Below are 21,756 nucleotides of genomic sequence, written 5' to 3'. Positions count from 1 at the left end.
GGAGACGCATGTCTTTCCGCACCGCCGAAGGAGCACCCGCCTCTCCCCCGTCACCCACCGATCACGTCGAGGACGTCTCCCCCGGCGACGGCGTCCTTCCGCCCCGCGCCTGGTACGCGGCCTCGGACGCCCGCTCCCTCTCCCTGAACGGGGACTGGGACTTCCGCCTCTCGCCCACCGTCGACGCCGAGGACGACTCGTTCGCGGCCGAGGGGTACGAGCCCGCGGGCTGGGCCCGGGTGGAGGTCCCCGGCCACTGGGTGCTGCAAGGTCACGGATCGCCGATCTACACCAACCACCTCTACCCGTTCCCCGTCGACCCGCCGCGGGTACCGACCGAGAACCCGACCGGCGACCACCTGCGCCGCTTCGACCTGCCCTCGGACTGGCCCGCGGACGGCGGTACGGTCCTGCGCTTCGACGGGGTCGAGTCCTGTGCCCGGGTCTGGCTGAACGGCACGGACCTCGGCGTGTTCAAGGGCTCGCGGCTGCCGCACGAGTTCGCCGTGGGCCATCTGCTGAAGCCGGGCGGCAACGTGCTCGCGGTCCGGGTGCACCAGTGGTCGGCGGGCTCCTACCTGGAGGACCAGGACCAGTGGTGGCTGCCGGGCGTCTTCCGCGATGTCACGCTGCTGCACCGCCCGCCGGGCGGCGTGCTCGACTTCTTCGTGCACGCCTCCTACGACCACCACCAGGGCCTGGGGACCCTGCGCGTCGACTCCGACGTCGACGGCCGGGTCCTCGTGCCCGCCCTGGACGTCGATGTCGCGACCGGGACACCGGTCACCGTCCCGGTGCTGCCCTGGACCGCCGAGACACCCCGGCTGTACGACGGCGAACTGGTCACCGAGGGCGAGCGCGTCCCGCTGCGCGTCGGCTTCCGCACGGTCGAACTCGCGGACGGTCTGATCAAGGTGAACGGCACGGCCGTGCTGTTCAAGGGCGTCAACCGGCACGAATGGCATCCGGAGAAGGGCCGCGCCCTCGACCCGGAGACCATGCTCGCCGACGTGCTGCTGATGAAACGGCACAACATCAACGCCGTGCGCACCTCGCACTACCCGCCGCACCCCGCCTTCCTCGACCTGTGCGACACCTACGGCCTGTGGGTCATCGACGAGTGCGACCTGGAGACCCACGGTTTCACCGAACAGGCCTGGCGCGACAACCCCGTCGACGACCCCCGCTGGACACCCGCGCTGCTCGACCGGGCCGCACGCATGGTCGAACGCGACAAGAACCATCCGTCGGTCGTCCTCTGGTCCCTCGGCAACGAGGCCGGTACCGGGCGCGGCCTCACCGCGATGGCCGAGTGGATCCGCGGCCGCGACGGTTCACGGCTCATCCACTACGAGGGCGACCACGACTGCCGTGACACGGACGTCTACTCACGCATGTACGCCGATCACGCCGAGGTCGAACGGATCGGCCGGCACCAGGACGACGGCGGACTGAAACGGCGTCAGCTTCCCTTCGTCCTCTGCGAGTACGGACACGCGATGGGCAACGGCCCCGGCGGCATCGCCGACTACCAGCGCCTGTTCACCTCGTACGAGCGTCTTCAGGGCGGCTTCGTCTGGGAGTGGATCGACCACGGCATCCGGGACGGGCGTCACGGGTTCGCCTACGGAGGGGACTTCGGCGAGGAGCTGCACGACGGGAACTTCGTGTGCGACGGACTCGTCTTCCCGGACCGGACACCGTCCCCCGGGCTCGTCGAGTACAAGAAGGTGATCGAGCCCGTCCGCATCGACGGCGGGGACTCCTTCTCCCCGCCCGGTGAGCGCCGGGAAGCCGTCGCGGGCTGGGACGGCACCGTGCGCGTCACCAACGGGTACGACTTCGCGGACCTCTCCGGCCTGGCCTTCGAGTGGTCGTACCAGGTCGACGGCGAGACCGTCGAGTCGGGCCCGCTCACGGTGCCCGCGCTGGCACCGGGCCGGTCGGCCGACGTCAAACTCCCGGCACCGCCCGTGGATCCGCGCGGCGCCGGGGCACAGTGGACGGTCCGGGCCGTACTGGCCGGGGAGACGGCGTGGGGACCGCGCGGCCATGTCGTCGCCTGGGCCCAACTGCCCGTGGCGGAGCCCACGTCGCCGGCCGTCGCGCCGTCCGCGGTTCCGGTCCGCGGCGAACGGGTGACCGTCCTCGGACCGGGCAGCTTCGACAGCCGCACCGGGGCGCTGCTGGCCCTCGGCGGGATCGAGGTCACCGGCCCCCGGCTCGACGTGTGGCGCGCCCCCACCGACAACGACAACGGCGCGCACTGGCAGCCGGACGCCCGGCACGGCCCGCTCTGGCGCGCGCTGGGCCTGCACCGGATGCGGCACCGCCTGGACACGGTGGAGGCGGGCGACGACTCCCTGACCGTACGCACCCGGGTGGCGCCCGCGGCCCGGGACGTGGGCCTGCGCACGGTGTACCGCTGGACCTCCGACGGCACACGGCTGCGGCTGACCGTGTCCGTGGCGCCGGAGGGCCGGTGGGAACTGCCGCTGCCCCGACTCGGCGTCCGGCTCGGTCTCCCGGGCTCCGCGGACCGGGTGACCTGGCTCGGCGGTGGCCCCGGAGAGGGATACCCGGACACCAGGACGGCCTCGATGAACGGGCGTTGGGAGTCGACGGTCGACGCGATGCAGACGCCCTACGTGCGCCCGCAGGAGAACGGCGCCCGTCCGGACGTCCGCCGGGCCGAGATCGGCGGACTGCGGATCGAGGGCGACCCGGCCTTCTGGTTCACCGCGCGCCGCTGGACGACCGAGGAACTGGACGCGGCCGGCCATCTGACGGATCTGCGCCCCGGTGGCACGGTCTGGGTCAACCTCGATCACGGCCAGCAGGGCATCGGTTCCCAGTCGTGCGGTCCCGGTGCCCTTCCGCAGTACCAGCTGTGGGCCGCCCCGGCGGAGTTCTCGTTCGTGTTCTCCGTGATCCGGGGCTGAGGCCCGCGGGCCGGGCGTGGCCGGACGGCTCTCCCCAGCCGTCCGGCCGCACCCGTCAGTGGTCGGCGCAGCAGGGTGTCGGGTCCGGGACCTCGAAGGGCACCAGGGTGCCGCCGGCGGCCGGCATCGCCACGAGGACGAGCCGGCCCTCGCGCCACTCGGGGCGGACGTGGTCGCGGGTGACCAGCCGCGCCTCCATGGCGGCCCCTTCGGGCGAGCCGAGCACGGCGACCTGGTCCACCGCGGAGACCTCCAGCAGCCGTGTGACGGTCAGGGCACCGGTCAGGGCGTCGACTCCCGGGTACAGGACGGCACGGCCGCCCGTGCGCGCCCTGTGTTCGGCGGCCGCGTGGGCGGCTCCGGCCGCGAGTTCCTCGGCCCCGTGCCGGTCTCCGCCGAAGGCGGCACCCAGGAGGGTGCCGGGCCCGCCGGAGCCGTTCTCCGTGAGCCACCGCCAGGCCGCACGGGCGGCCCGCTCCGACGGCACGGCGAAGGACAGCGCCGTGTGCGGCCGCCGCCCGTCCCGTACGTGGTGCGTGCAGCCCAGCGCGTCCGCGGGCAGGCCGAGTTCCGCGGCGAGCGAGCGCAGCAGATGGTCGGCCTCCCGCAGGGCACCCGTATGACCGGTGTCGACTCCGACGACGTACGGCTCGCTCACGACGGGAGGACCCACACCGGGTTGGAGTAGAACCACAGGTCCTTCCACGGGTCGGCGTCACCGAGGACGTCCACGGCCGGGCCCGCCGGGTCGACCGAGGCGCCCCGCAGACCGACGGCGGAGCGGTTGCCGTCGGTGCCGCGCAGCCGGACGTACACCGGGCGGTCGACGGCGCCGAGGTCGTAGGTGAGCCGGACCGTGCCGGCCGACTTGTTCACCTCGTAGGACTTGGCGACCCGCGCGGTGGGGGCGGTGAGCGTGTCCCGGTCGGAGGCCGCGCCCGTGACATCGCCCTGGACGACGTCGACGCGAGCCAGCTTGGGCACGAAGCCCGCCCAGTTGGGGCCGCCGGCCAGTCCGATGTCCACGGTCAGCGTGACCCGGGTGCCCTTGCGCACGTGCAGGGCGCCGCCGAGGGTGGCCCAGCGTCCGCCGCCGGAGACCCGCGCGTCGAGACCGCTGATGAGCTGCCCGTGGTCGACCCAGACCCGGCCGGCGCGGATGCCGTCCATCACGGCCGCGTAGGAGAAACCGTCGGAGCCCACGTGCGTACGGCTGTACTGGCCGGGCCAGTAGTCGCCCTGGGTGGTGTCGATCTTTCCGCCGTAGACCGGGTCGGTGTGCCTGCCGTTGGCGGTGAAGTCGCTGTCCGGTCCGCCGCGTACGGCGGTGTCCGTGTAGACCTGGTGGGAGTCGGAGTTGGCGGTGATCCACCAGGGCTTGCCCTCGGCGAGGAGGCTGTCCCACAGACCGCCGACGGTGGCCGTCATCCAGTCGAAGCCGCCCCAGGTGCGGTAGCTCTCCAGCGGGTAGCCGGCGAAGGAGGCGGCGCTCGGGCTGTTGTCGTAGATGCCACGGGCCCGGCCCATGCCGAGCGGCGTGGCGAGACCGGCGGCCTGGTGGCCCGGGGCGCCTTCGAAGCCGACGGCGATCTGGCGGCCCGGGGCGGTGGCGTCGCGCCAGCCGCGGATCTCGTGCGGCGAGTCGACACCGCGCCGCGCCGGGTGGTTGGCGAGCATCAGGGCGTCCTTCACCTTGCGCCGTTCGACCTGCTGCGCGAGGAAGTTGAGGCCCGCGATGGCGAGCGCCTCGTTGGCGGGCGTCGAGTCGGAGGCGCCCTTGACGCTGCCGTCGTAGTCGGTCTCGAACTGCTTGAGGACCGCGACCTCGTTGCGGCCGGGGTGGACGAAGACGGTGCCGTGCTCGGCGGCCGGGATGTTCCATTCGAGGCCCTGGAAGACGAGGGTGTCCCCGTAGGCCTCCCGGGCCGCCCGGATGTCCGGGTTGACCTTGTCCACACCGATCCTGGCGTGGGTCTCGCTGCCGTGGTCGGTGATGACCATCCAGTCCAGGCCGTGCGCGGCGCCCTGCCGGACCTGGTCACGGACGCGGTACTTGCCGTCGCTGCTGTACTGGGTGTGGATGTGGTGGTCTCCGGCGAGCCACAGGAAGCCGTTCTTTCTCCGGCCGCCCGTGGAGGCGTACGCGGGGGTGGCGGCCCCCTGCGCGAGGACGCCGGCGGCGGCGAGGCCGGCGCCGAGCAGTCCCGCGCGGCGCAGCAGGGAGCGGCGCGACCGCTGCTCGGGGGTGAGGGCCTCGTCGGGCACGGCGGTGTCGAAGGCGGCGGGCAGCGTGGTGCCCGTGCCCTCGTGGCCGTGCGGGTGGTGATGGTGATGCCCGTGCTCGTGTCCGTGCGTGTGGCCCATGACCGCCTCCTGAATCCCGCCCCGCCCCTGCGGACGCGTCATGAGGAGGTTCGGGGCGGAGCATGAACGGCGGGCGGCCCCCTCGTGTTCGTGGGGCGACCTGGAACGGTCAACTGGCTTTATCTATAGGCCTGTTGCTCCACACCCTGTCCGTTGCGTCACGAATTCCGCGGAGTCGGCGACCATGCGGGACTAGGCTTCTGCCTGGGTTTCCCAGGAAAAGTTCCGTGGCTGAAAGGTGGTCCTCATGGCTCGTGCCGGACTCACGACCGAGCGGGTCGTGCTGGCGGCGGCCGATCTCGCGGACGAGATCGGCTTCGAGAACGTCACGGTGGCCGCGCTGGCCCGGCGGTTCGGGGTGAAGGACGCGAGCATGTACGCGCATGTGAGGAACGTCCGGGAGCTGCGCGAGCGCATGGCGCTGCTCGCGTCCGGCGAGATGATCGACAGGATCGCCACCGCGGTGGCCGGACGGGCCGGAAAGGACGCCCTCGTCGCCTTCGCCGACGCCTATCGCGCCTACGCGCTGGAGCGGCCCGGCCGCTACCGGGCCACCCACACGCAGCCCGGCCCGGCCCTGGTCGCGGAGCGGCCGGAGTACCGCCGCACGGCGGAGGTCACCGCCGAGGTCACCTATGGAATGCTCCGCGCCTACGGTCTGTCCGAGCCCGATCTGACCGACGCCGTGCGGCTGTTGCGCAGCACGTTCCACGGTTACTGCGCTCTTGAGGCCATCGGCGGATTCGGCGCCCCGCGCTCCGTGGAGACGTCCTGGAGACACGCGCTGGACGCACTGCACGTGACCCTGGAGAACTGGCCGCGCGCCGAGGACGGGCAGCACGGCTGACCCCCTCGGCGCTCACGGCGTGGCGCGCCGGGTCCCCGCGTCGGGCAGGTCCTAGAGCAGCCCCAGATCGCCCAGTTCCTTGTGCAGGTCCGCGCGCGGGTTGGCGGGGTCCGGGTTCGGGGCGCGGCGGGCGGGAGATCCTCCGCCGTCGGAGCGGGTGGGCGGCAGGGGGCGGGGGCGACGGTCGCGGAAGAGCCAGGCGCCGGCCAGGCCGCCGATCAGACCGCCGAGGTGGCCGAGCCAGCTCACCCCGGGTGTCCCGGGTACCGCGACGGTGAGCATGTAGGCGAAGGACGCCGCCATGACGACACCGATCAGGGTGTCGATCAGGTGCCGGTCGAAGATCCCGCGGACCACGACGTAACCGAAGTAGCCGAAGATCAGGCCGCTCGCGCCCACCGTCTCCACATGGCCTCGTTCGAAGAACCACACCACGAGCCCGCTGGTCGTCGCCACCAGCAGGCTCAGTCCGAGAAAGCGGACCACACCGCGGTAGGCGGCCAGGAATCCGAAGACGAACAGCGGGCCGGAGTTGCTCTCGATGTGCGCCCAGCTCCAGTGCAGGAAGGGCGCGCTGAGTATGTCGGGCAGTGTGCCGATGTCGCCCGACACCAGACCGTAGTCCCGCGAGAACGCGTAATCGTCGGCGTAGTTGGCCAGTTGCACCAGCCAGACGATCGCCAGGAGACCGAACATCACGAAGAACGCCTTCCGCGCCTCCGCGATCATCTGCTCCGCGTTCACCGGGCCGCTGTCCGCTCCGCCGCCCCGGCCCTCGTCCGGACCACCCATGACACACCCCCCTGCACCGGCGGATCCGTTTCCGCCTCACTCCGAACTCTAGGGAATGCCGGTGCCGTCGCCGCCGTTCAGGGGGACGATTCCGCCGCTGCCGTCGAACCGGAAGCACGCCGTTCCTCCCGCGGCCCAGATCACCGTCACGTCGTACGCTCCGGACCCCGTGTCCTCGGGCGTCGTCACCCGCACGGACACCAGGTCCGTGAGCGGGAGCGGGTCCCGGTCGGCCGTGAGGCGGACGAGCGCGACGAAGAGGGACGGGCCGTCCCCGGTGACGCCCTCCCCCGCTCCCGACAGGCCGTGCACGGGCAGGAGTTCGGAACGCGCGCCGTCCCGCGCGGCCCAGCCCGTGATCCGTACCGCCGTCCCGGGGTCCGCGCCCGACACCAGGTGGGCCCGGACCTCCACGGCCCCCCGCGCGACCACGAGGCAGCAGGCCTCGACGCCCTCCGAGACGGTGTGCCGGGACGCCGCCCAGCCCTCACCGACGCCGAGCGGCACGATCCGCGTCCGGCCCGCGCCGGCACCGACGATCACGCTGTTGTCGTACGACGGTGAGGGCGCCGTCACCGTCGAGTAGGCGAGCCGCGTGTAGTAGGGGTCGTAGCGGACGTCCTCGCTGCCGTGGTTGTGGAGGCGGACCAGTCCGTCCGAACGTGTCGACTGGAGCAGCCAGTTGGGCGGTCCGACCGGGGTGACGGCGTCGGCGCGTTCCGCCGGGCCCGGTTCCTCCGTGGCCGTCCAGACCTCGTGCTCCGGGGGCAGCAGCAGGGCGACGAAGGCCTTGCTCGCCCAGTACGGCGAGGCGGGGCCGGAGTAGTGCTGGAGGATCGCCTCGTCGGGCCCGTGCCAGCCGAGGGTGAGCAGTCCGGCGCCGTCCACCGCGCCCCGGTCGAGGAAGTAGCCGAGGGCGCCGGAGGCGAGGCGCCGGGTCTCGCCCGGGGACAGGGGCGTGCGGCCGGTGAGCGCGCCGAGCCACAGGGGGGCGGTGGCCGCGAAGCGGTAGGTGAGCGAGCGGCCTTGGAGCATCGGCGCGCCGTCACCGCCGAACAGGCGGGCGTAGTAGCCGAGATGGGCCTCCAGGCGGCCGGCGTACAGGTCGAGCAGCCGGGCGTCGTCCGCCAGCCAGGCGTGCAGCACCGGATAGAGGTGCATCGCCCAGCCGTTGTAGTGGTCGAACTTGCGCCCGTGGCCGTCGGTGTACCACCCGTCCCCGAGATACCACTGCTCGATGCGCTCCAGGCCGCGGTCGATCGCGGCGCGCGACGCCTCGGGCTCGTAGCCGACCTCCTGGAGGAAACCGCCGACCGTCACCGGGAACAACTCCCAGTTGCAGGACCAGGGTTCGGCCGTCAGCGCGTCACCGAGCCATGTGGCGGCCCGTTGCCGCACGCCGTCGTCCAGCCGGTCCCACAGCAGGGGCCGGGTCAGCCGCAGCGCGAGCGCGATCGAGGCGGCCTCGACGAGTGGCTGGCTGCGGTCCTCCACCCGGGGCCAGACGCCCGCCGTTCCGGCGGCCAGTCCCCGCGCGTACCGCTCCAGGACCTTCTCGTCACGGCGGAAGCCCGCCAGCAGCAGCGTACGGGCGTAGCCCTCCAGGCCGTCGGAGAGTCTGCCCGCGCTGCTCGTGCGGTCCCGGGGGAAGTGGTAGAGGGCCTGGTCGTCGGTGGCGTACGGGGCGACCGCGGCGAGCAGGGCATCGGCGGTCGCCTCCCAATGGGCGCGGGTGCGGCCGGTGTACGGGCTGAGGGAGCGGTCCTCGGCGGGTTCGACGGGCATCTCAGGGGCTCCCTGTCCGGGCCGGGCCGGGCGTCTCGCGCGCCGGGTGTCCGGCGGGTGGCCGGGGTGGATACCTGGGGCGCCCCGGTTCCGGTCGGGACGCCCCAGGGGCTCATCCCACCCTCACCAGGGCCCTCGGCACCAGACGCAGGGCGAGGAGTTCGTCGCGGACCAGGGCCGCGTACACCGTGGCGCCGTGCACCGAGGTGTGGGTGTTGTCCCGCTTCTCGTCGTAGAGGTAGATCGCCTTGGAGCCCTCGACGCCCAGCGACTCGACGAGGGCCTTGGTCTTCGCCGTGAGGTCGACGAGCGGCACGTTCTCGGCGGCGGCGACCGAGCGCACGACGGCCGGGTGGTCCACGCCCAGGCCGTTCACCAGCAGCGCGGTGCCGTTGTCCAGGGTGCCGTCCGCGTTGAACCAGCGGCGGACGACCGGTGTGACGAGGACGGGGTCGCCGCCCCGCGCGCGGACCCCCGCGACCAGCGTCTCGAGGTTCGCGCGGTAGGTCGCCTCGTCGGTCGTCTTGTCGTTGTGGGCGAGCTGGATGAGCACCAGGTCGCGTTCGCGGATCAGCGTCCGGACCGTCGGGAAGAGCGCCGGGTCGGCGAGGTAGGTGACCGTACTCTCCCCGGAATCGGCGTGGTTGGCGACCGAGAGGCCCTTCCTGAAGTACTGCGGCAGTTGCTGGCCCCAGCCGGAGTACGGGTCGCCGGGCTGGTCGCAGACGGTCGAGTCGCCGACCAGGAAGATCTGCCGGGTGCGCGTGCGACCGTCCTCCCGCCGGCCGGGACCGTGTCCGCCGGGGAGGGCGGGGGTCACCCGGATGCCGGAGAGCGCGGGCGCCGAACCGCCGATGACCAGGTCCAGGCCGGGGGTGCCCGCGGGGCCGGTCGGCTCGCCCTCGGGGGTGCGGACGTCGACGGTGAAGGCGCGCGTCACCGGCCGGCCCGCCTCGGTGGTGGTCTCGGGGAGCAGGGAGCGGCGGGTCTCGCCGCCGATGGACGTACTGGCCGCGGCGGGTCCGCCGAGCAGCACGCTGACGTCGTACGTGCCGGGCGGGACGTCGAAGTGGCAGGCGGTCGCCGTGCAGTTCTCCGTGCCCGGGCCGGGGCGCCCCGCCTGGGCCCGGGCCGGACCGGCCGACAGGGCACCGGCGGCGGCCAGCGCCAGCAGCGGCACGGCGATGGTGAGGCGTCTCATGGGCGGCTCCTCCGGCAGGACATCGGGACAGCGGAACAGCGGGACAGCAGGGCGACGGGCGATGGAACGCGGAGCGACAAGGCGAGAAAGCAAGAAAGCGACAGGACGGTGCGGCAGGACGGTACCGCTCACGGGCAAGCGCTTTCTAGAGTGCGGCCGAATTTCATACGACTGCCAACTTCCCCTCGACGAAAGCTCTTTCGCGATGACGCTTCAACTGTCACTCTGCGAAACACCCGCACCTCCCCGCTCCCGAAGGAGGCACCCCCATGTCCGGATCCCTGAACAGGCCTGTCCGCCGCCGCGCCTTCGTGCTCGGCGGCGCTGCCGCCGCCGGCACCGCGGCCCTCTCCGGGCCGCTCGCCACCGCCGCGTCCGCAGCCTCCTTCGGCTGGAGCGACGACGGCTCGAACTACGTCGTCGACACCGGCGCGAACCTCGTGTTCAAGGTGAGCAGGACGAACGGAGACCTGACCTCGCTGGTCTACCGGGGCACCGAGTACCAGGGCTACGGCGGCAAGAACTCGCACGTCGAATCCGGCCTCGGCGGCTCCACCGTGACGATCAGACAGTCCGGCACGACGATCCTGATCTCCGTGGCCTACGGCACGCTCAAGCACTACTACGCGGCCCGCAGCGGTGAGAACAACATCTACCTGTGGACGAACAAGGCCGACACCTCCGTCAGCGCGACGCGCTACATCGTGCGGGTCAAGGCCGGTCTGTTCCTCAACGACGAGCCCGATTCCTCCACTTACGCGCCGACCGTCATCGAGGCCGCGGACGTGTTCGTGAAGCCGGACGGGCAGACCCGCTCGAAGCACTACGCGAAGCGCCGTGTCATCGACTACTCCGCGATCGGCTGGACCACCGGAAGCGTCGGGCTGTACGTCGTCCGCTCCAACCACGAGAAGGCCTCGGGCGGCCCGTTCTACCGTTCCCTGCTGCGCCACCAGAGCACGGACGGCGGCGGCCTGTACGAGATCCTGTACTACGGCGAGAACCAGACCGAGGCCGAACGCTTCGGGCTCCAGGGCCCGTACGTCATCGCCTTCACGGACGGCGGCGCCCCCTCCTCCGCGCTGTACCCGGGCACGCTGACCACCGCGTGGGCGGACTCGCTCGGCATCTCCGGGTACGTCGCGGCGAGCGGCCGGGGCAAGGTCGCCGGCGTCGGCATCTCGGGCCGCGACACCGCGTACGCGTACACCGTCGGGCTCGCCAACCCGGCCGCCCAGTACTGGGGTTCGGCGCGATCCTCGGACGGCTACTTCTCGATCGGGGGCGTTCTGCCGGGTACGTACACGCTCACGGCCTTCAAGGGCGAACTCGCCGTCCACACCACCTCGGTGACGGTCACGGCCGGTGGCACGACCACCCTGAACACCATCGCCGTCGCGTCCTCGAACGACCCGGCCAACGCGACGGCGATCTGGCGGATCGGCACCTGGGACGGCACGCCCGCCGGGTTCAAGAACGCCGAGCTGATGACGTACGCGCATCCCTCCGACGTCCGGGCCGCCGCGTGGACCGGCAACGTGGTCATCGGCAGCGGCAGCGAGACCGCGTCCTTCCCGGCGTACATCTGGAAGGGCGTCAACAGCGGTCTGCTCGTCTACTTCAAGCTGACGGCCGCTCAGGCCGCCGCCGCGCACACCCTGCGGATCGGGGTGACCACCGCCTACGCGAACGGCCGGCCACAGGTCACTGTCAACAGCTGGGTGTCGTCGATCCCTTCGCCGCCCGCCCAGCCGAGCACCCGTTCGCTGACGGTCGGTTCGTACCGCGGCAACAACACCACGTTCACCTACAGCGTGCCGGCCGGCGCCTGGCTCGGCGACACCAGCCAGTACAACGTGCTGAAGATCGACGTGGTGAGCGGATCGGGGACGACGTCGTACCTCAGCGCCGGGACGTCGATCGACGCGCTGGATCTGCTGGCCTGACGCCGGGAACGCAGACCCCTTCCCGGAGGCGCGGGACGGCACCCTACACACCGGGTCGGGTGAGTACTCACATTTCCCCCAGAGCCGCCGAAGAGCGACTCCGAGGTGTCACACTGGCCTCTCCCGGGTGGGGGCCCGGGTGGCCGACGGGGAGGACACCTTGAGCAGTCCGCGATGCGACGCCACGCTGGAGTTCACCGACGAGGCGGACCCCGAGGGCGCGGCCGACGCCGTGCTCCTCCTGGCCGAGGAACTGTCCCTGCTGGACCTGGCCTCCGTGCGGCACGCCACGGACGGTCCGGCTCCCGACGGCACCCGGGCCGGGGACACGGTGGTCTGGACGACGCTCCTCGTCAGCGCGACGAGCGCGGCGACGCTGCGGGCGCTCGTCGCACTGGCCCAGGACTGGCTCGCGCGCCGCAACTCGGGCTCGATCGACCTGACGATCGACGGTGACGAACTGCGTCTGACGTCGGTGTCCCGCGCGGATCAGCGGCGCGCCGTCGAGCTGTTCGTGGCCCGGCACGCTCCCCGAGAGACCGATACGCCCGATGCGTAAAGCCGCACTCCTCGTCGTCAACCAGCACTACGCGGACGGACGTTTCACCGAGCTGCCGGGTGCCGCCGCGGACGCCGAGCACCTCGCCGCCGTGCTCGGCGACCCGGCCATCGGCGAGTTCGAGGTCACCGTCGTCGAGAACGGCACGGCGCTGGAGATCCGCAAGGCGATCCAGTCCTTCTTCGCCCTCGCGCAGAGCCAGGACCTGCTCCTGCTCCACCTCTCCTGCCACGGCCGGAAGGACTCCCGGGGCCGGCTGCACTTCGTCGCCTCGGACACCGACTGGGACTTGCTGGACGCGACCGCGGTCCCCTCCCAATTCGTCGCGGACCAGCTGGAGGAGAGTCTCTGCCGACGGGCCGTCGTCCTGCTGGACTGCTGCTTCAGCGGGGCGTTCACCAAAGGGCTGAGGACCCGCGGAGCCGCGCCGACGGTCGATGTGAACGAGCCCTTCTCCGGGCCGGGCCGGGTCGTGATCACCTCCTCGACCGCCCTGCAGTACAGCCACGAGAGCGAGAGGAGCAGCAGGGAGCGGGCCGAACCGTCCATCTTCACCGCCGCCGTGGTCGAAGGACTGCGGGACGGCACGGCCGACCTGGACGGGGACGGATACGTGTCGGTCGAGGAGCTGTACGCCTTCGTGCACGACCGCGTGCGCAGCCGGATTCCCAGCCAGACGCCGACCCGGAGCGTCAACAACTCCGAGGGCACCCTCTATCTGACGCGCAGCCCCGGCAGCCTCTACCCGACCGCGCCCGAGGGCCCGGCGCTTCCCGACACGCTCCGCGCCGCGATCCTCACCGGGGCCACCTGGCAGCGGCTGGGCGCCCTGCACGAGGTGGAACGGCTGCTCGGCAGCTGGCGGGGCCCGGTCCGCGAGGCCGCGCTGGAAGCCCTGACCACGCTGGTGCACGACCGTGACCCGCAGGTCGGCGCCCAGGCCGAGAGACTCTGGCACAGCCGTGGTCTGGGCGAGCTGCCTTCGGGGACACCGGACTCCGCCTCCCGGGTCACCCGGCCGATCGCGGACGGGTCGAAGATCCTCGGCATCGATTTCGGGACGACCAACTCCGCGGTGGCCGTGTTCCTGGACGGTGAGGTGCGGGTCATCCCGAACCGCCACGGAGAGGTCACCACTCCGAGCGTCGTGGCGTTCGCCGAGGACGGGACGCTGCTGGTGGGGAAGGCCGCCAAGGAGCGGGCCTCCCGCGTTCCCGGCGGCGGCATCCACCGGGTCAAACTGGAACTGGGCACAGGGTGGACCTACCGGCACGGGGTCCGCCGCTTCTCCGCCGAGGAGGTCGCCTCCTGGATCCTCGCCGACCTGCGGGCGAGCGCGGAAGCCCATCTGGGCGAGACGGTGACCCGGGCGATCCTCACCGTGCCCGCCCACTTCACCTACGTGCAGCGCGCGGCCCTGGCGGACGCGGCGGCCCTCGCGGGCATCGAAGCGGTCAGGATGCTGAACGAGCCGACGGCCGCGGCGCTCTCGTACGGTTTCGGCCGGGACGAAGAGAACTTCATGGTGTTCGATCTGGGCGGGGGCACCTTGGACGTGTCCCTGCTGGGAATCACCGCCCCAGTGGTCGAGACCCTCGCCACCAGCGGCGACAGCGGCTTGGGAGGAAGTGACTGGGACCGTCGTATCGTCGATCATCTCGTGCGTGACCTCGCCCTCCGCCAGGGCGTCCGGCTCACCGACCGGGCCGCGCTCCAGCGGGTGGCCGAGGCCGCGGAAGCCGCGAAGATCGAGCTGTCCCAGGCCACGGCCACCACCATCACCCTGCCGTACCTCGCGACCTCCCCGTCCGGGCCGGTACACCTGGACGTCACGCTGACGCGCGCACAACTGGAGGGGCTGACGAAGGATCTGCTGGAGCGCTGCGCCCAACCGATGCACCAGGCGATGCGCCAGTCGATGAAGTCCGCCCTCGGGATCGACGGGATCGAAGACATCGACCACTTCATCCTGGTGGGCGGAGCCAGCCGGATGCCGGCGATCACCACGCTCGTCAAGGAGCTTACGGGCGGCCGGGAACCGGTCCGGGCCATCATTCCCGAGGGGGTGGTCATCGGCGCCACCCTGCAGAGCGCCGTGCTGACGGGCCAGTTGCGCGACGCACTGCTCCTGGACGTGACCTCGCTGCCGCTCGGCGTCGAGACGAAGGGCGGCGTCATGACCGAGCTCGTCCATGGGGACACCACGATCCCGACGAAACGCAGCGACCTCTTCACCACCGTCGAGGACGGGCAGTCCCACGCCCAGATCAACGTCTACCAGGGCGGCAGGGAGACCGCCGACTACAACACGAAGCTCGGCGTGCTCGAACTGCCGCTGCGGAAGGCCCCGCGCGGTGTCCCGCAGATCGAGGTGACCTTCGACATCGACACCAGCAACGTCGCTCATGTCACGGCCAAGGACCTCGGCACCGGCAAGGAAGTGTCCGTGCTGCTGGACCGGCGCAGCGCCGCCCACGCCCAGGCGCAGGAATCCGACCCCCGAATGGCGCTGGCCGAAGTACCCCTGGGGGACCAGCCGGGGGCCGGGTCCTGACCGTTACGCGGTCATGGACTCAAGTCCCGCGCGTCCACTGCTGGTTGGTCCCCCCGTTGCAGGTGTACGTGATGAGCGGGGCGGAGTTGGCGGTGGAGGCGCCGGACACGTCCAGGCACTCGCCGGACGCCCTGGCCCTGAGGAGCACATAGCCGCCCGATGCCGTCACCGACCACTGCTGGGCGGTGGTGCCGGAGCAGTCCTCCTGGCTGACGCCGGTGCCGTTCTCGGTCAGGCACAGGGAACTGCCCCGGCCCATCAGCTCGTAGTAGCCGCTGCCCAGGGGCTTGAACCAGAACTTCTGGTTCCCTCCGCCGTTGCAGGTGTACTGGGCGAGCGCGGTCCCCTGCCACAGCGACTGGTTCGGGACGTCCGCGCACTTGCCGGAGTGACGGGCCGTCAGGGTCTCGTAGGCGGCGCCCGTCGTGCTGATCGTCCCGGTGGCCGCGTCGACGCCGATCTCCGGCGACCAGGACAGGGACATCGTGGTGGCCGTCGGGAAGGCGAGCGGCAGCCAGACGTACCGGGAGTCGTCGACGGTGCCGCCGAACGCGTTGCCCCAGCGGTCGCCCATGTAGAGGTAGGAGGTACCCGAAGTCCCCTGGACGGGAAGGACGTACGCGGTCTGCGAGCCGTACGCCGTGGAGTCGCCGACGTTCGTCATCGCGCTCCAGGGACCGGCGAGCGAGGTGGCGGTGGCGTACTGCTGCTGGTTGGGACTCCAGCCGGTGGCGGCCGAGGTCAGCATGAAGTAGACCCCGCCCCGCTTGAACAGCGCGGGCGCCTCACGGTGTCCGCCGTGCCAGGGGTCGGCGACCAGGGCCGCGATGCCGGTGTAGTCGGCGGTGAGCCGGTAGATCTGGAGGTCGTAGTTCTCGCGGGCGGCGGAGACCATGTAGCCGGTTCCGTCGGTGTCGACGAAGGTCGTGATGTCACGGGACATGTACTGGCCGAGCGGCTGGAAGCTGCCCCGATAGGCGTAGGCGCCGTCCACGGTGTCCGAGACGGCGACGGCGGCACGCGCCTCGCTGTAGTCGACGCCGTTCTCCTTGTGCATCCACATGACGAACGTGCCGTTGGACGCGTTGTACACGACCTTGGGCCGCTCGATGTAGGCCGTGCCCAGTTCGGCGGCGCTGGACCGGGTCAGGACATGGTTGCGGAACTCCCAGTTCTTCAGGTCGGTGGAGCGGTAGGCGTCGACGTACCGGAAGGTGTTGTCGGCGTTGCGGTTCTCGCCGAACCAGTAGTAGTAGCCGCCCACTTTGAGGACCCCGCCGCCGTGCGCGTGCACCGGGGCACCCGAAGTGTCGGTGAACTGCGTGCCGTTGGTGATGGTCTGGACGGCCGCCAGGGCGGGAGCGGCGGCGAGGAGTCCCCCGGCGAGGGCGAGGCAGAGGGCGGCGAGGAGGGCGTACAGGCGTCTCGGCGGGTGCCGATCGGCGCGGGTCGCGCGTCGGGCGGATGTGGAGTGTGGGGCGGGCCTGGAGCATGGGGCGGGCGTGGTGCGGCTCATGCGGCTCATGCGGTGACCGTCCGTCCGGTATGCCGAACATCATCTGCGATGACGAACATCGCCGTCGGAGAAAGTAAGCGCGTACTGCGAAGAGGTCAACGGGACGGACGGGGCCGGTCCTCAGAGCCGGGGCTCCTGGGCCGGCCGGACCGGCGCCCCGCGGCCAGACGGCACGCTCGGGCGCACGCCTGGACCTGAACGGCTTCCCGTCGCATCGACTAGCGTCGTGACATGAACAGCGACTCCACCCCCGCCTTCGCCGACGCGCTCTCCTCGGGCACGGTCGTGCTCGACGGAGGCATGTCCAACCAGCTCGAAGCGGCCGGACACGATCTCGGCGACGCCCTGTGGTCGGCGCGGCTGCTCGCGGACCGGCCCGAGGCGGTCGTCGAGGCGCACCTCGCCTACTACGAGGCGGGCGCGGACGTGGCGATCACCTCCAGCTACCAGGCGACGTTCGAGGGCTTCGCCCGGCGTGGCGTCCCGCGCGAGCGGGGTGCCGAACTGCTCGGCCTGAGCGTCGAGTCGGCGCGCGAGGCCGCTCGGCTCGCGCACGCGAAGGGCGTCGCGCGGCCCCTGTGGGTCGCCGCGTCGGTCGGTCCGTACGGGGCGATGCTCGCGGACGGTTCGGAGTACCGGGGGCGGTACGGGCTGAGCGTCGCGGAACTGGAGCGGTTCCACCTGCCGCGCCTGGAGGTGCTCGCCGCCGCCGGGCCCGACGTGCTGGCGCTGGAGACGGTCCCGGACACGGACGAGGCGCGGGCGCTGCTCCGGGCGGTGCGCGGGCTCGGCGTGCCGGCGTGGCTGTCGTACAGCGTGGCCGGTGACCGTACCCGGGCCGGACAGCCGCTGGAGGAGGCCTTCGCCCTGGCCGCCGAGGCGGACGAGGTCATCGCGGTCGGGGTCAACTGCTGTGCTCCCGCGGACGTCGACGCGGCCGTCGCCACGGCCGCGCGCGTGACCGGAAAGCCGGTCGTGGTCTACCCGAACAGCGGCGAGACCTGGGACGCGGCGGCCCGCGCCTGGACCGGGAGCTCCACGTTCACGGCCGCCCAGGTCGGCGGGTGGGAGCGGGCCGGGGCCCGGCTGATCGGCGGCTGCTGCCGGGTGGGTCCGGAAGCGATCACGGGGATCGCGTCGGCGCTGCGAGCCGCCTGAGCCCGGGCGCCGCCCGGGCGCCGCCCCGGAACGGCTTCGGGCCGCGGGCCGCTCGGGCGGCCCGGCTCGGAGCCGCCCCGGCGTACCCGTACCGGCCGGGGTCAGCGCCGTCCCGGGCCGCCCGAGCGGCGGAAGCGCCGTACGGCCGACAGCGGTGTCGTCATGCGCACGGGCTCGTCGATGCCGGGAGCGGCGGACGCGGACGCCCCGTCCACCACCCCGGGCGGGCTGTCCGCGCTCTTGTCGGCGATCTTGTCGGCGGTCCTGGCGGCGGGACTGCCCGAGGGCCCGTCGGCGGTCCCGGCGGCGGGACCGCCCGGGAGTCCGTCGCCGGCCCCGGCGACGGTACGGGCGGCGGGACCGGGGTCCGCGCCGACGGTGGGCTGTCCGGCGGTTCCGAGCAGGGACGCGCCGACGGCCCCGACCGTGGATCTGCCGGTCTGCCTGCGGGTGGGGCCGCTCGCGGGCCCGGCCGCGGCTCTGGCCGACTCGGCCTCCCACAGGGCGAGTTCGCGGTCGCGCGGGCCGTGCGCGGTGTGCGGGTCACCGGCGCCGAAGACCCGGACCGGATGCGAGGGGTCCCAGGCGGCCCACCCCGGGTCGCCGTCGGCCGCGAACCGCACCCACGCGCCGTGCATGGCGTCCGCCAGCTCCTGCGGAGCACCCTCACCCGCGAGTTTCGCCGCCTCCGGTACGCCGGCGGTGTCGAAGACGAAGCCCAGTTCCAGGGCGTGACAGGCACCGAGGCCGGGCACGTTGGACGGCCAGGCGAACTCGTAGACGTGCGCCGGGGCCCGGCCGCCGGGGACGTCCGCGTCGAGGGACGCGGTCGGCGTGCCGCTCCGCGCGTCGGCGAGGCGGTGCAGCGGTACCCGCAGGAGATGGTCGGTGATCATCTGGCCGACGAGATCGGCGGTGCCCGCCTCGGGGCGGAGGGCGCGGTAGCCGCGGGGCACCTCGTGGCCGCAGCGGCAGCGGGCCATCGCACCGGCCAGGGCGACCGGGCCGAGCCGGTCGACACGCTCCACGAGCCCGCCGGGCACGAGCCACAGCCGGTACTCGTCACGGGTCCACCCGAGCAGGAGGCCGACGTCCGCGGCGGCGCCCTCGACGAGGGCCTGAAGCGGGTCCCGGGGCACGAGGTCGCCGTCCACGACGATGCCGAAGGCGGGTCCGCCGAGCACCGGGCTGCTGAGCCTGCCCACGTCGGCCTGGGTGCGCAGGAGCAGGTCGCGGTCGACGGCGGCGAACGCCTCCGCCGTCGCGGGGACCTTCAGCCTCGTGGCCATCCTGCGCACCATGCGGCGCACCTTGTCGCGTTCGCTCGCCTCGGGGGGACCGCTCTGGAGGACCGCCCGGTGGAACAGGCCCCGGGCGCGCGGGCTCGCGAGCAGCGCGCCGATGCTGATGGCCCCGGCGGACTCGCCGAAGACGGTCACCCGGCCGGGGTCTCCGCCGAACCGGGCGACCGACTCCCGCACCCATTCCAGCGCGGCGAGCTGGTCACGCAGCCCGGGGTTCGCGGGCGCGTCCGGGAAGAGGCCGAAGCCCTCCACGCCCAAGCGGTAGTTGACGGACACGAGGACCACGCCGTCGCGGGCGAAGGCGTGCCCGTCGTACACCGGTATGGCCGAGGACCCGCGGGTCAGCGCGCCGCCGTGGATCCACACCATGACGGGGAGGCGGGCGGCGGGGTCCGGCGCCGGAGTCCACACGTTGAGATTGAGGCAGTCGTCGCCGGGGACGACGGGGTCGGCGAGGAGCCGGGCGAACGCTTCGGAGTACGGCGGCTTCGGCGGGGTCGGTCCGAAGGCGCCGGCGTCCCGGACCCCGTCCCAGGGCTCGGGCGGCTCGGGCGGGCGAAAGCGGCGGGCGCCGAAGGGCGGGGCCGCGTAGGGGATGCCCCGGAAGACCGCGATCCCCTTCTCGTAGCGGCCGCGCACCGCGCCAAAAGGGGTGGAGACCACCGGGTCCTTCGTCTCCGCCACCGGATCAACCGAGTCCGCCGCCATCCGGGACCAGCTCCTCACCGTCGCGCGCTGTAGAGATCAGAGCACCACATCGCGTCCCGGTATTCCTGCGGAGGCCGCCTGTCCGGCCGGTACCGCGGTACGAAGCGGGTCGGTCCGCCGGCCCGCGAGCGGCCCCGCGGCGGGGTCCGGCGCCGGGTTTCAGGCCCCCTGGTCCGAAGCGGCCGCGGCGGGCCGGCGTGCCGCCCAGAGGATGCCGCCGAGCAGGTGTCCGAGGAAGTCCGGATCCCGGTACGCCTCCGCGGCGTGGCCGAGCGCGGTGTAGAACACCCGGCCCGCGCCCTGTTCCCGGCACCACACCAGGGGGTGGTCGCCGCCCATTCCCCCGCCCTCGTAGGACGCTTCGTCGGCGGAGGCGAGCACGCGCACGCCGTCCGCTTCGCGCGGGTTGGTCCGAAAGTCGTACCATTCATCCGTGACATCCCAGACCGGTGGCAGGAGCCGGGTCGCGGGATGTCCGTGGTCCTCGACGACGACCCTGCCCGGCTGGAGGTCCGGGTGCCTCGCGAAGCGGGCGCCGAGCAGTTCTCCGTAGTGGGGCCAGCCGTACTCGGTGCAGGCGGCGGCGTGCACCCCGACGAAGCCGCCACCGCCCTCGACGTGGGCCGCCAGCCGGTCACGGCCCCGCGGCGTCAGCACCTCGCCGCTCGTCGACAGGAAGACGACGGCCGCGTACGGGTCGAGGGGGGCCTCGAAGACCTCGGGGTCCTCGGTGGCGTCGGCCTCGAAGCCGTGCGCGTGGCCGAGGGCCCGCACGGCGCCCACGGCGGCCGGGATCGAGTCGTGCCGGTAGCCGGTCGTACGGGTGTACACGAGAACGCGGAAGACCATGCCCGGAGCCTAAGGGCGCGCGTTCGCCGGGCGCTGTCCGTTTCGTTCAAGACCGGCCGCCGGGGATCCTCCTACGGTGGCCGTATGACTCCACGATTCGATGTGATCGGGCTGGCCGTCTCCGACATGGCCGCCTCCCTCGCCTTCTACAGCCGTCTCGGGCTCGTGTTCCCCGCGGGCTCGGAGAACGAGCCGCACGTCGAGGCCGAGCTGCCCGGCGGGCTGCGCCTCGCGCTGGACACGGAGGACACCATCAGGTCGTTCCACGCCGGGTGGCGGCCTCCGAGCGGCGGCGGCAGGGTGTCGCTCGCCTTCCGCTGCGAGGACCCCGCCGAGGTCGACTCCGTGTACGAGGGCCTTGTCGGCGCGGGCCACCACGGCGAACTCAAGCCGTGGGACGCCTTCTGGGGCATGCGGTACGCCGTCGTGCACGACCCGGACGGCAACGGCGTCGACCTGTTCGCCCGGCTGCCGGGAGGGCCGCCGCCCGCGCAGTAGCCGGGCCAGGGCTTGTCTGACCAGCCCCGGTCACCGGTGACCGACCAGCTCGCCGAGCGGCGCTCCCGCCAACTCCCGTACGTCTCGCGCCAGATGAGCCTGGTCGGCGAACCCGGCGCGCAGCGCGGTCTCCGCGAAGGGCACGCCGTCACGGGCGAGGGCGAGGGCCCGCTGAAGTCGCAGGACCCGGGCCAGGGTCTTGGGTCCGTACCCGAAGGCGGCGAGCGAGCGGCGGTGCAACCGCCGCGCCCCCAGGCCCAGTCGGTCGGCCGTCTCGGCGACCGGGCGTCCCGCGTCCAGGGCGGCCACCACTTCCCTGAGCAGCGGATCGGGGGGCCCGGCCTCGGCCGCCCGGTGCAGCGCGAGCTCTTCGAGCGCCTGCACGGGGTCGGCCGCCGCGTCGATCCGCGCGGTGAGGCGGCGCACCTCGGCGGCGGGCCACAGTTCGGTCAGCTCCACGCGCCGGTCCCGGAGTTCGTCGGCGGGCACGCCCAGGTAGGCGGGTGCCGTGCCGGGGTAGAAGCGGACGCCCGCCCAGCCGCCGGGCACGCCGTCCGGGATGTGGGGCCGTGTGTCGGGACCGGCGACGAGCAACCGCCCCCGGGTCCACAGCAGGTCCATGCAGCCGTCGGGGAGCACGGCGTCCCGGGCGGTGACGGAAGCGTGCCGGGCGGCCGCGGGATCGTCCCGGGCCGGGCCCTCGCCCTCGGTCCCGCGGACGAACGCGGCCATC

Annotated in this window: 15 protein-coding genes and 1 pseudogene; 7 read left to right on the top strand and 9 right to left on the bottom strand. The window is 72.7% G+C overall.

What is annotated here, in order from left to right:
* The first annotated feature begins 8 nt into the window (after positions 1–8).
* Positions 9–2,942, top strand: coding sequence for a glycoside hydrolase family 2 TIM barrel-domain containing protein (locus ACFYW9_RS21190; RefSeq protein ID WP_389152399.1), 2,934 nt, complete (start codon positions 9–11; stop codon positions 2,940–2,942).
* Positions 2,943–2,997: 55 nt separating this feature from the next.
* Here ACFYW9_RS21190 and ACFYW9_RS21185 read toward each other — a convergent pair whose 3' ends face one another.
* Entirely contained in the window at positions 2,998–3,600 is a 603-nt protein-coding gene (locus tag ACFYW9_RS21185) for a hypothetical protein (RefSeq protein ID WP_389152396.1), read from the bottom strand.
* Positions 3,597–5,306, bottom strand: a complete 1,710-nt coding sequence (locus tag ACFYW9_RS21180) for a PHP domain-containing protein (protein ID WP_389152393.1) — start codon at positions 5,304–5,306, stop codon at positions 3,597–3,599. The genes ACFYW9_RS21185 and ACFYW9_RS21180 overlap by 4 nt, the downstream gene beginning before the upstream one ends.
* Positions 5,307–5,553: 247 nt before the next feature.
* Here ACFYW9_RS21180 and ACFYW9_RS21175 point away from each other — a divergent pair, with 247 nt between their 5' ends.
* Positions 5,554–6,153, top strand: coding sequence for a TetR/AcrR family transcriptional regulator (locus ACFYW9_RS21175; RefSeq protein WP_389152390.1), 600 nt, complete (start codon positions 5,554–5,556; stop codon positions 6,151–6,153).
* 51 nt (positions 6,154–6,204) lie between these two features.
* Here ACFYW9_RS21175 and ACFYW9_RS21170 read toward each other — a convergent pair whose 3' ends face one another.
* The 3 genes from ACFYW9_RS21170 to ACFYW9_RS21160 form a co-directional block, all read right to left on the bottom strand.
* Entirely contained in the window at positions 6,205–6,945 is a 741-nt protein-coding gene (locus ACFYW9_RS21170) for a rhomboid family intramembrane serine protease (RefSeq protein WP_389152387.1), read from the bottom strand.
* Positions 6,946–6,993: 48 nt separating this feature from the next.
* Positions 6,994–8,730 (bottom strand): DUF2264 domain-containing protein, encoded by a 1,737-nt coding sequence (locus ACFYW9_RS21165; protein ID WP_389152384.1) that lies wholly within the window; start codon positions 8,728–8,730, stop codon positions 6,994–6,996.
* A 112-nt stretch (positions 8,731–8,842) separates the two neighbouring features.
* Positions 8,843–9,931, bottom strand: a complete 1,089-nt coding sequence (locus ACFYW9_RS21160; RefSeq protein ID WP_389152381.1) for a rhamnogalacturonan acetylesterase — start codon at positions 9,929–9,931, stop codon at positions 8,843–8,845.
* A 269-nt stretch (positions 9,932–10,200) separates the two neighbouring features.
* Between ACFYW9_RS21160 and ACFYW9_RS21155 the strand changes: the two genes are divergently transcribed.
* The 3 genes from ACFYW9_RS21155 (at position 10,201) to ACFYW9_RS21145 (ending at position 14,990) form a co-directional block, all read left to right on the top strand.
* Positions 10,201–11,877: a rhamnogalacturonan lyase B N-terminal domain-containing protein gene (locus tag ACFYW9_RS21155; protein WP_389152378.1), complete on the top strand. Its 1,677-nt coding sequence runs from the start codon at positions 10,201–10,203 to the stop codon at positions 11,875–11,877.
* 160 nt (positions 11,878–12,037) lie between these two features.
* Positions 12,038–12,436 (top strand): hypothetical protein, encoded by a 399-nt coding sequence (locus ACFYW9_RS21150; protein ID WP_389152375.1) that lies wholly within the window; start codon positions 12,038–12,040, stop codon positions 12,434–12,436.
* The gene (locus ACFYW9_RS21145) at positions 12,429–14,990 is read left to right on the top strand and encodes an Hsp70 family protein (RefSeq protein ID WP_389152372.1); all 2,562 of its coding nucleotides are present in this window, start codon (positions 12,429–12,431) and stop codon (positions 14,988–14,990) included. Before ACFYW9_RS21150 ends, ACFYW9_RS21145 begins: the two co-directional genes overlap by 8 nt.
* 19 nt (positions 14,991–15,009) lie before the next feature.
* Here the strand turns inward: ACFYW9_RS21145 and ACFYW9_RS21140 are convergent, their stop codons facing one another.
* Positions 15,010–16,515, bottom strand: a complete 1,506-nt coding sequence (locus tag ACFYW9_RS21140; protein WP_389152369.1) for an RICIN domain-containing protein — start codon at positions 16,513–16,515, stop codon at positions 15,010–15,012.
* Between the two features lie 222 nt (positions 16,516–16,737).
* On the opposite strand from ACFYW9_RS21140, the gene mmuM reads away from it, so the two are divergent.
* Positions 16,738–17,664, top strand: a complete 927-nt coding sequence (gene mmuM, locus ACFYW9_RS21135; RefSeq protein WP_389152366.1) for a homocysteine S-methyltransferase — start codon at positions 16,738–16,740, stop codon at positions 17,662–17,664.
* Positions 17,665–18,107: 443 nt separating this feature from the next.
* Here mmuM and ACFYW9_RS21130 read toward each other — a convergent pair.
* Positions 18,108–19,676 (bottom strand): annotated as a pseudogene (locus ACFYW9_RS21130) (carboxylesterase/lipase family protein); the annotation flags it as partial.
* Between the two features lie 159 nt (positions 19,677–19,835).
* The gene (locus ACFYW9_RS21125; RefSeq protein WP_389152363.1) at positions 19,836–20,525 is read right to left on the bottom strand and encodes a ThuA domain-containing protein; all 690 of its coding nucleotides are present in this window, start codon (positions 20,523–20,525) and stop codon (positions 19,836–19,838) included.
* Positions 20,526–20,609: 84 nt separating this feature from the next.
* On the opposite strand from ACFYW9_RS21125, the gene ACFYW9_RS21120 reads away from it, so the two are divergent.
* Complete coding sequence (locus tag ACFYW9_RS21120) at positions 20,610–21,023, top strand: VOC family protein (RefSeq protein WP_389152360.1); 414 nt, start codon at positions 20,610–20,612, stop codon at positions 21,021–21,023.
* 30 nt (positions 21,024–21,053) lie between these two features.
* Here the strand turns inward: ACFYW9_RS21120 and ACFYW9_RS21115 are convergent, their stop codons facing one another.
* Positions 21,054–21,755 carry a helix-turn-helix domain-containing protein gene (locus ACFYW9_RS21115; RefSeq protein WP_389152652.1) on the bottom strand — a complete coding sequence of 234 codons (702 nt, stop codon included), beginning with the start codon at positions 21,753–21,755 and terminating at the stop codon, positions 21,054–21,056.
* Between the last annotated feature and the right edge of the window lies 1 nt (position 21,756).

It is taken from the genome of Streptomyces sp. NPDC002698 (genome assembly GCF_042888945.1).
Taxonomy (GTDB): Bacteria; Actinomycetota; Actinomycetes; order Streptomycetales; family Streptomycetaceae; genus Streptomyces.
Note: the sequence above shows the minus strand (reverse complement) of the source record. Positions and strands in the feature narration are given on the sequence as shown.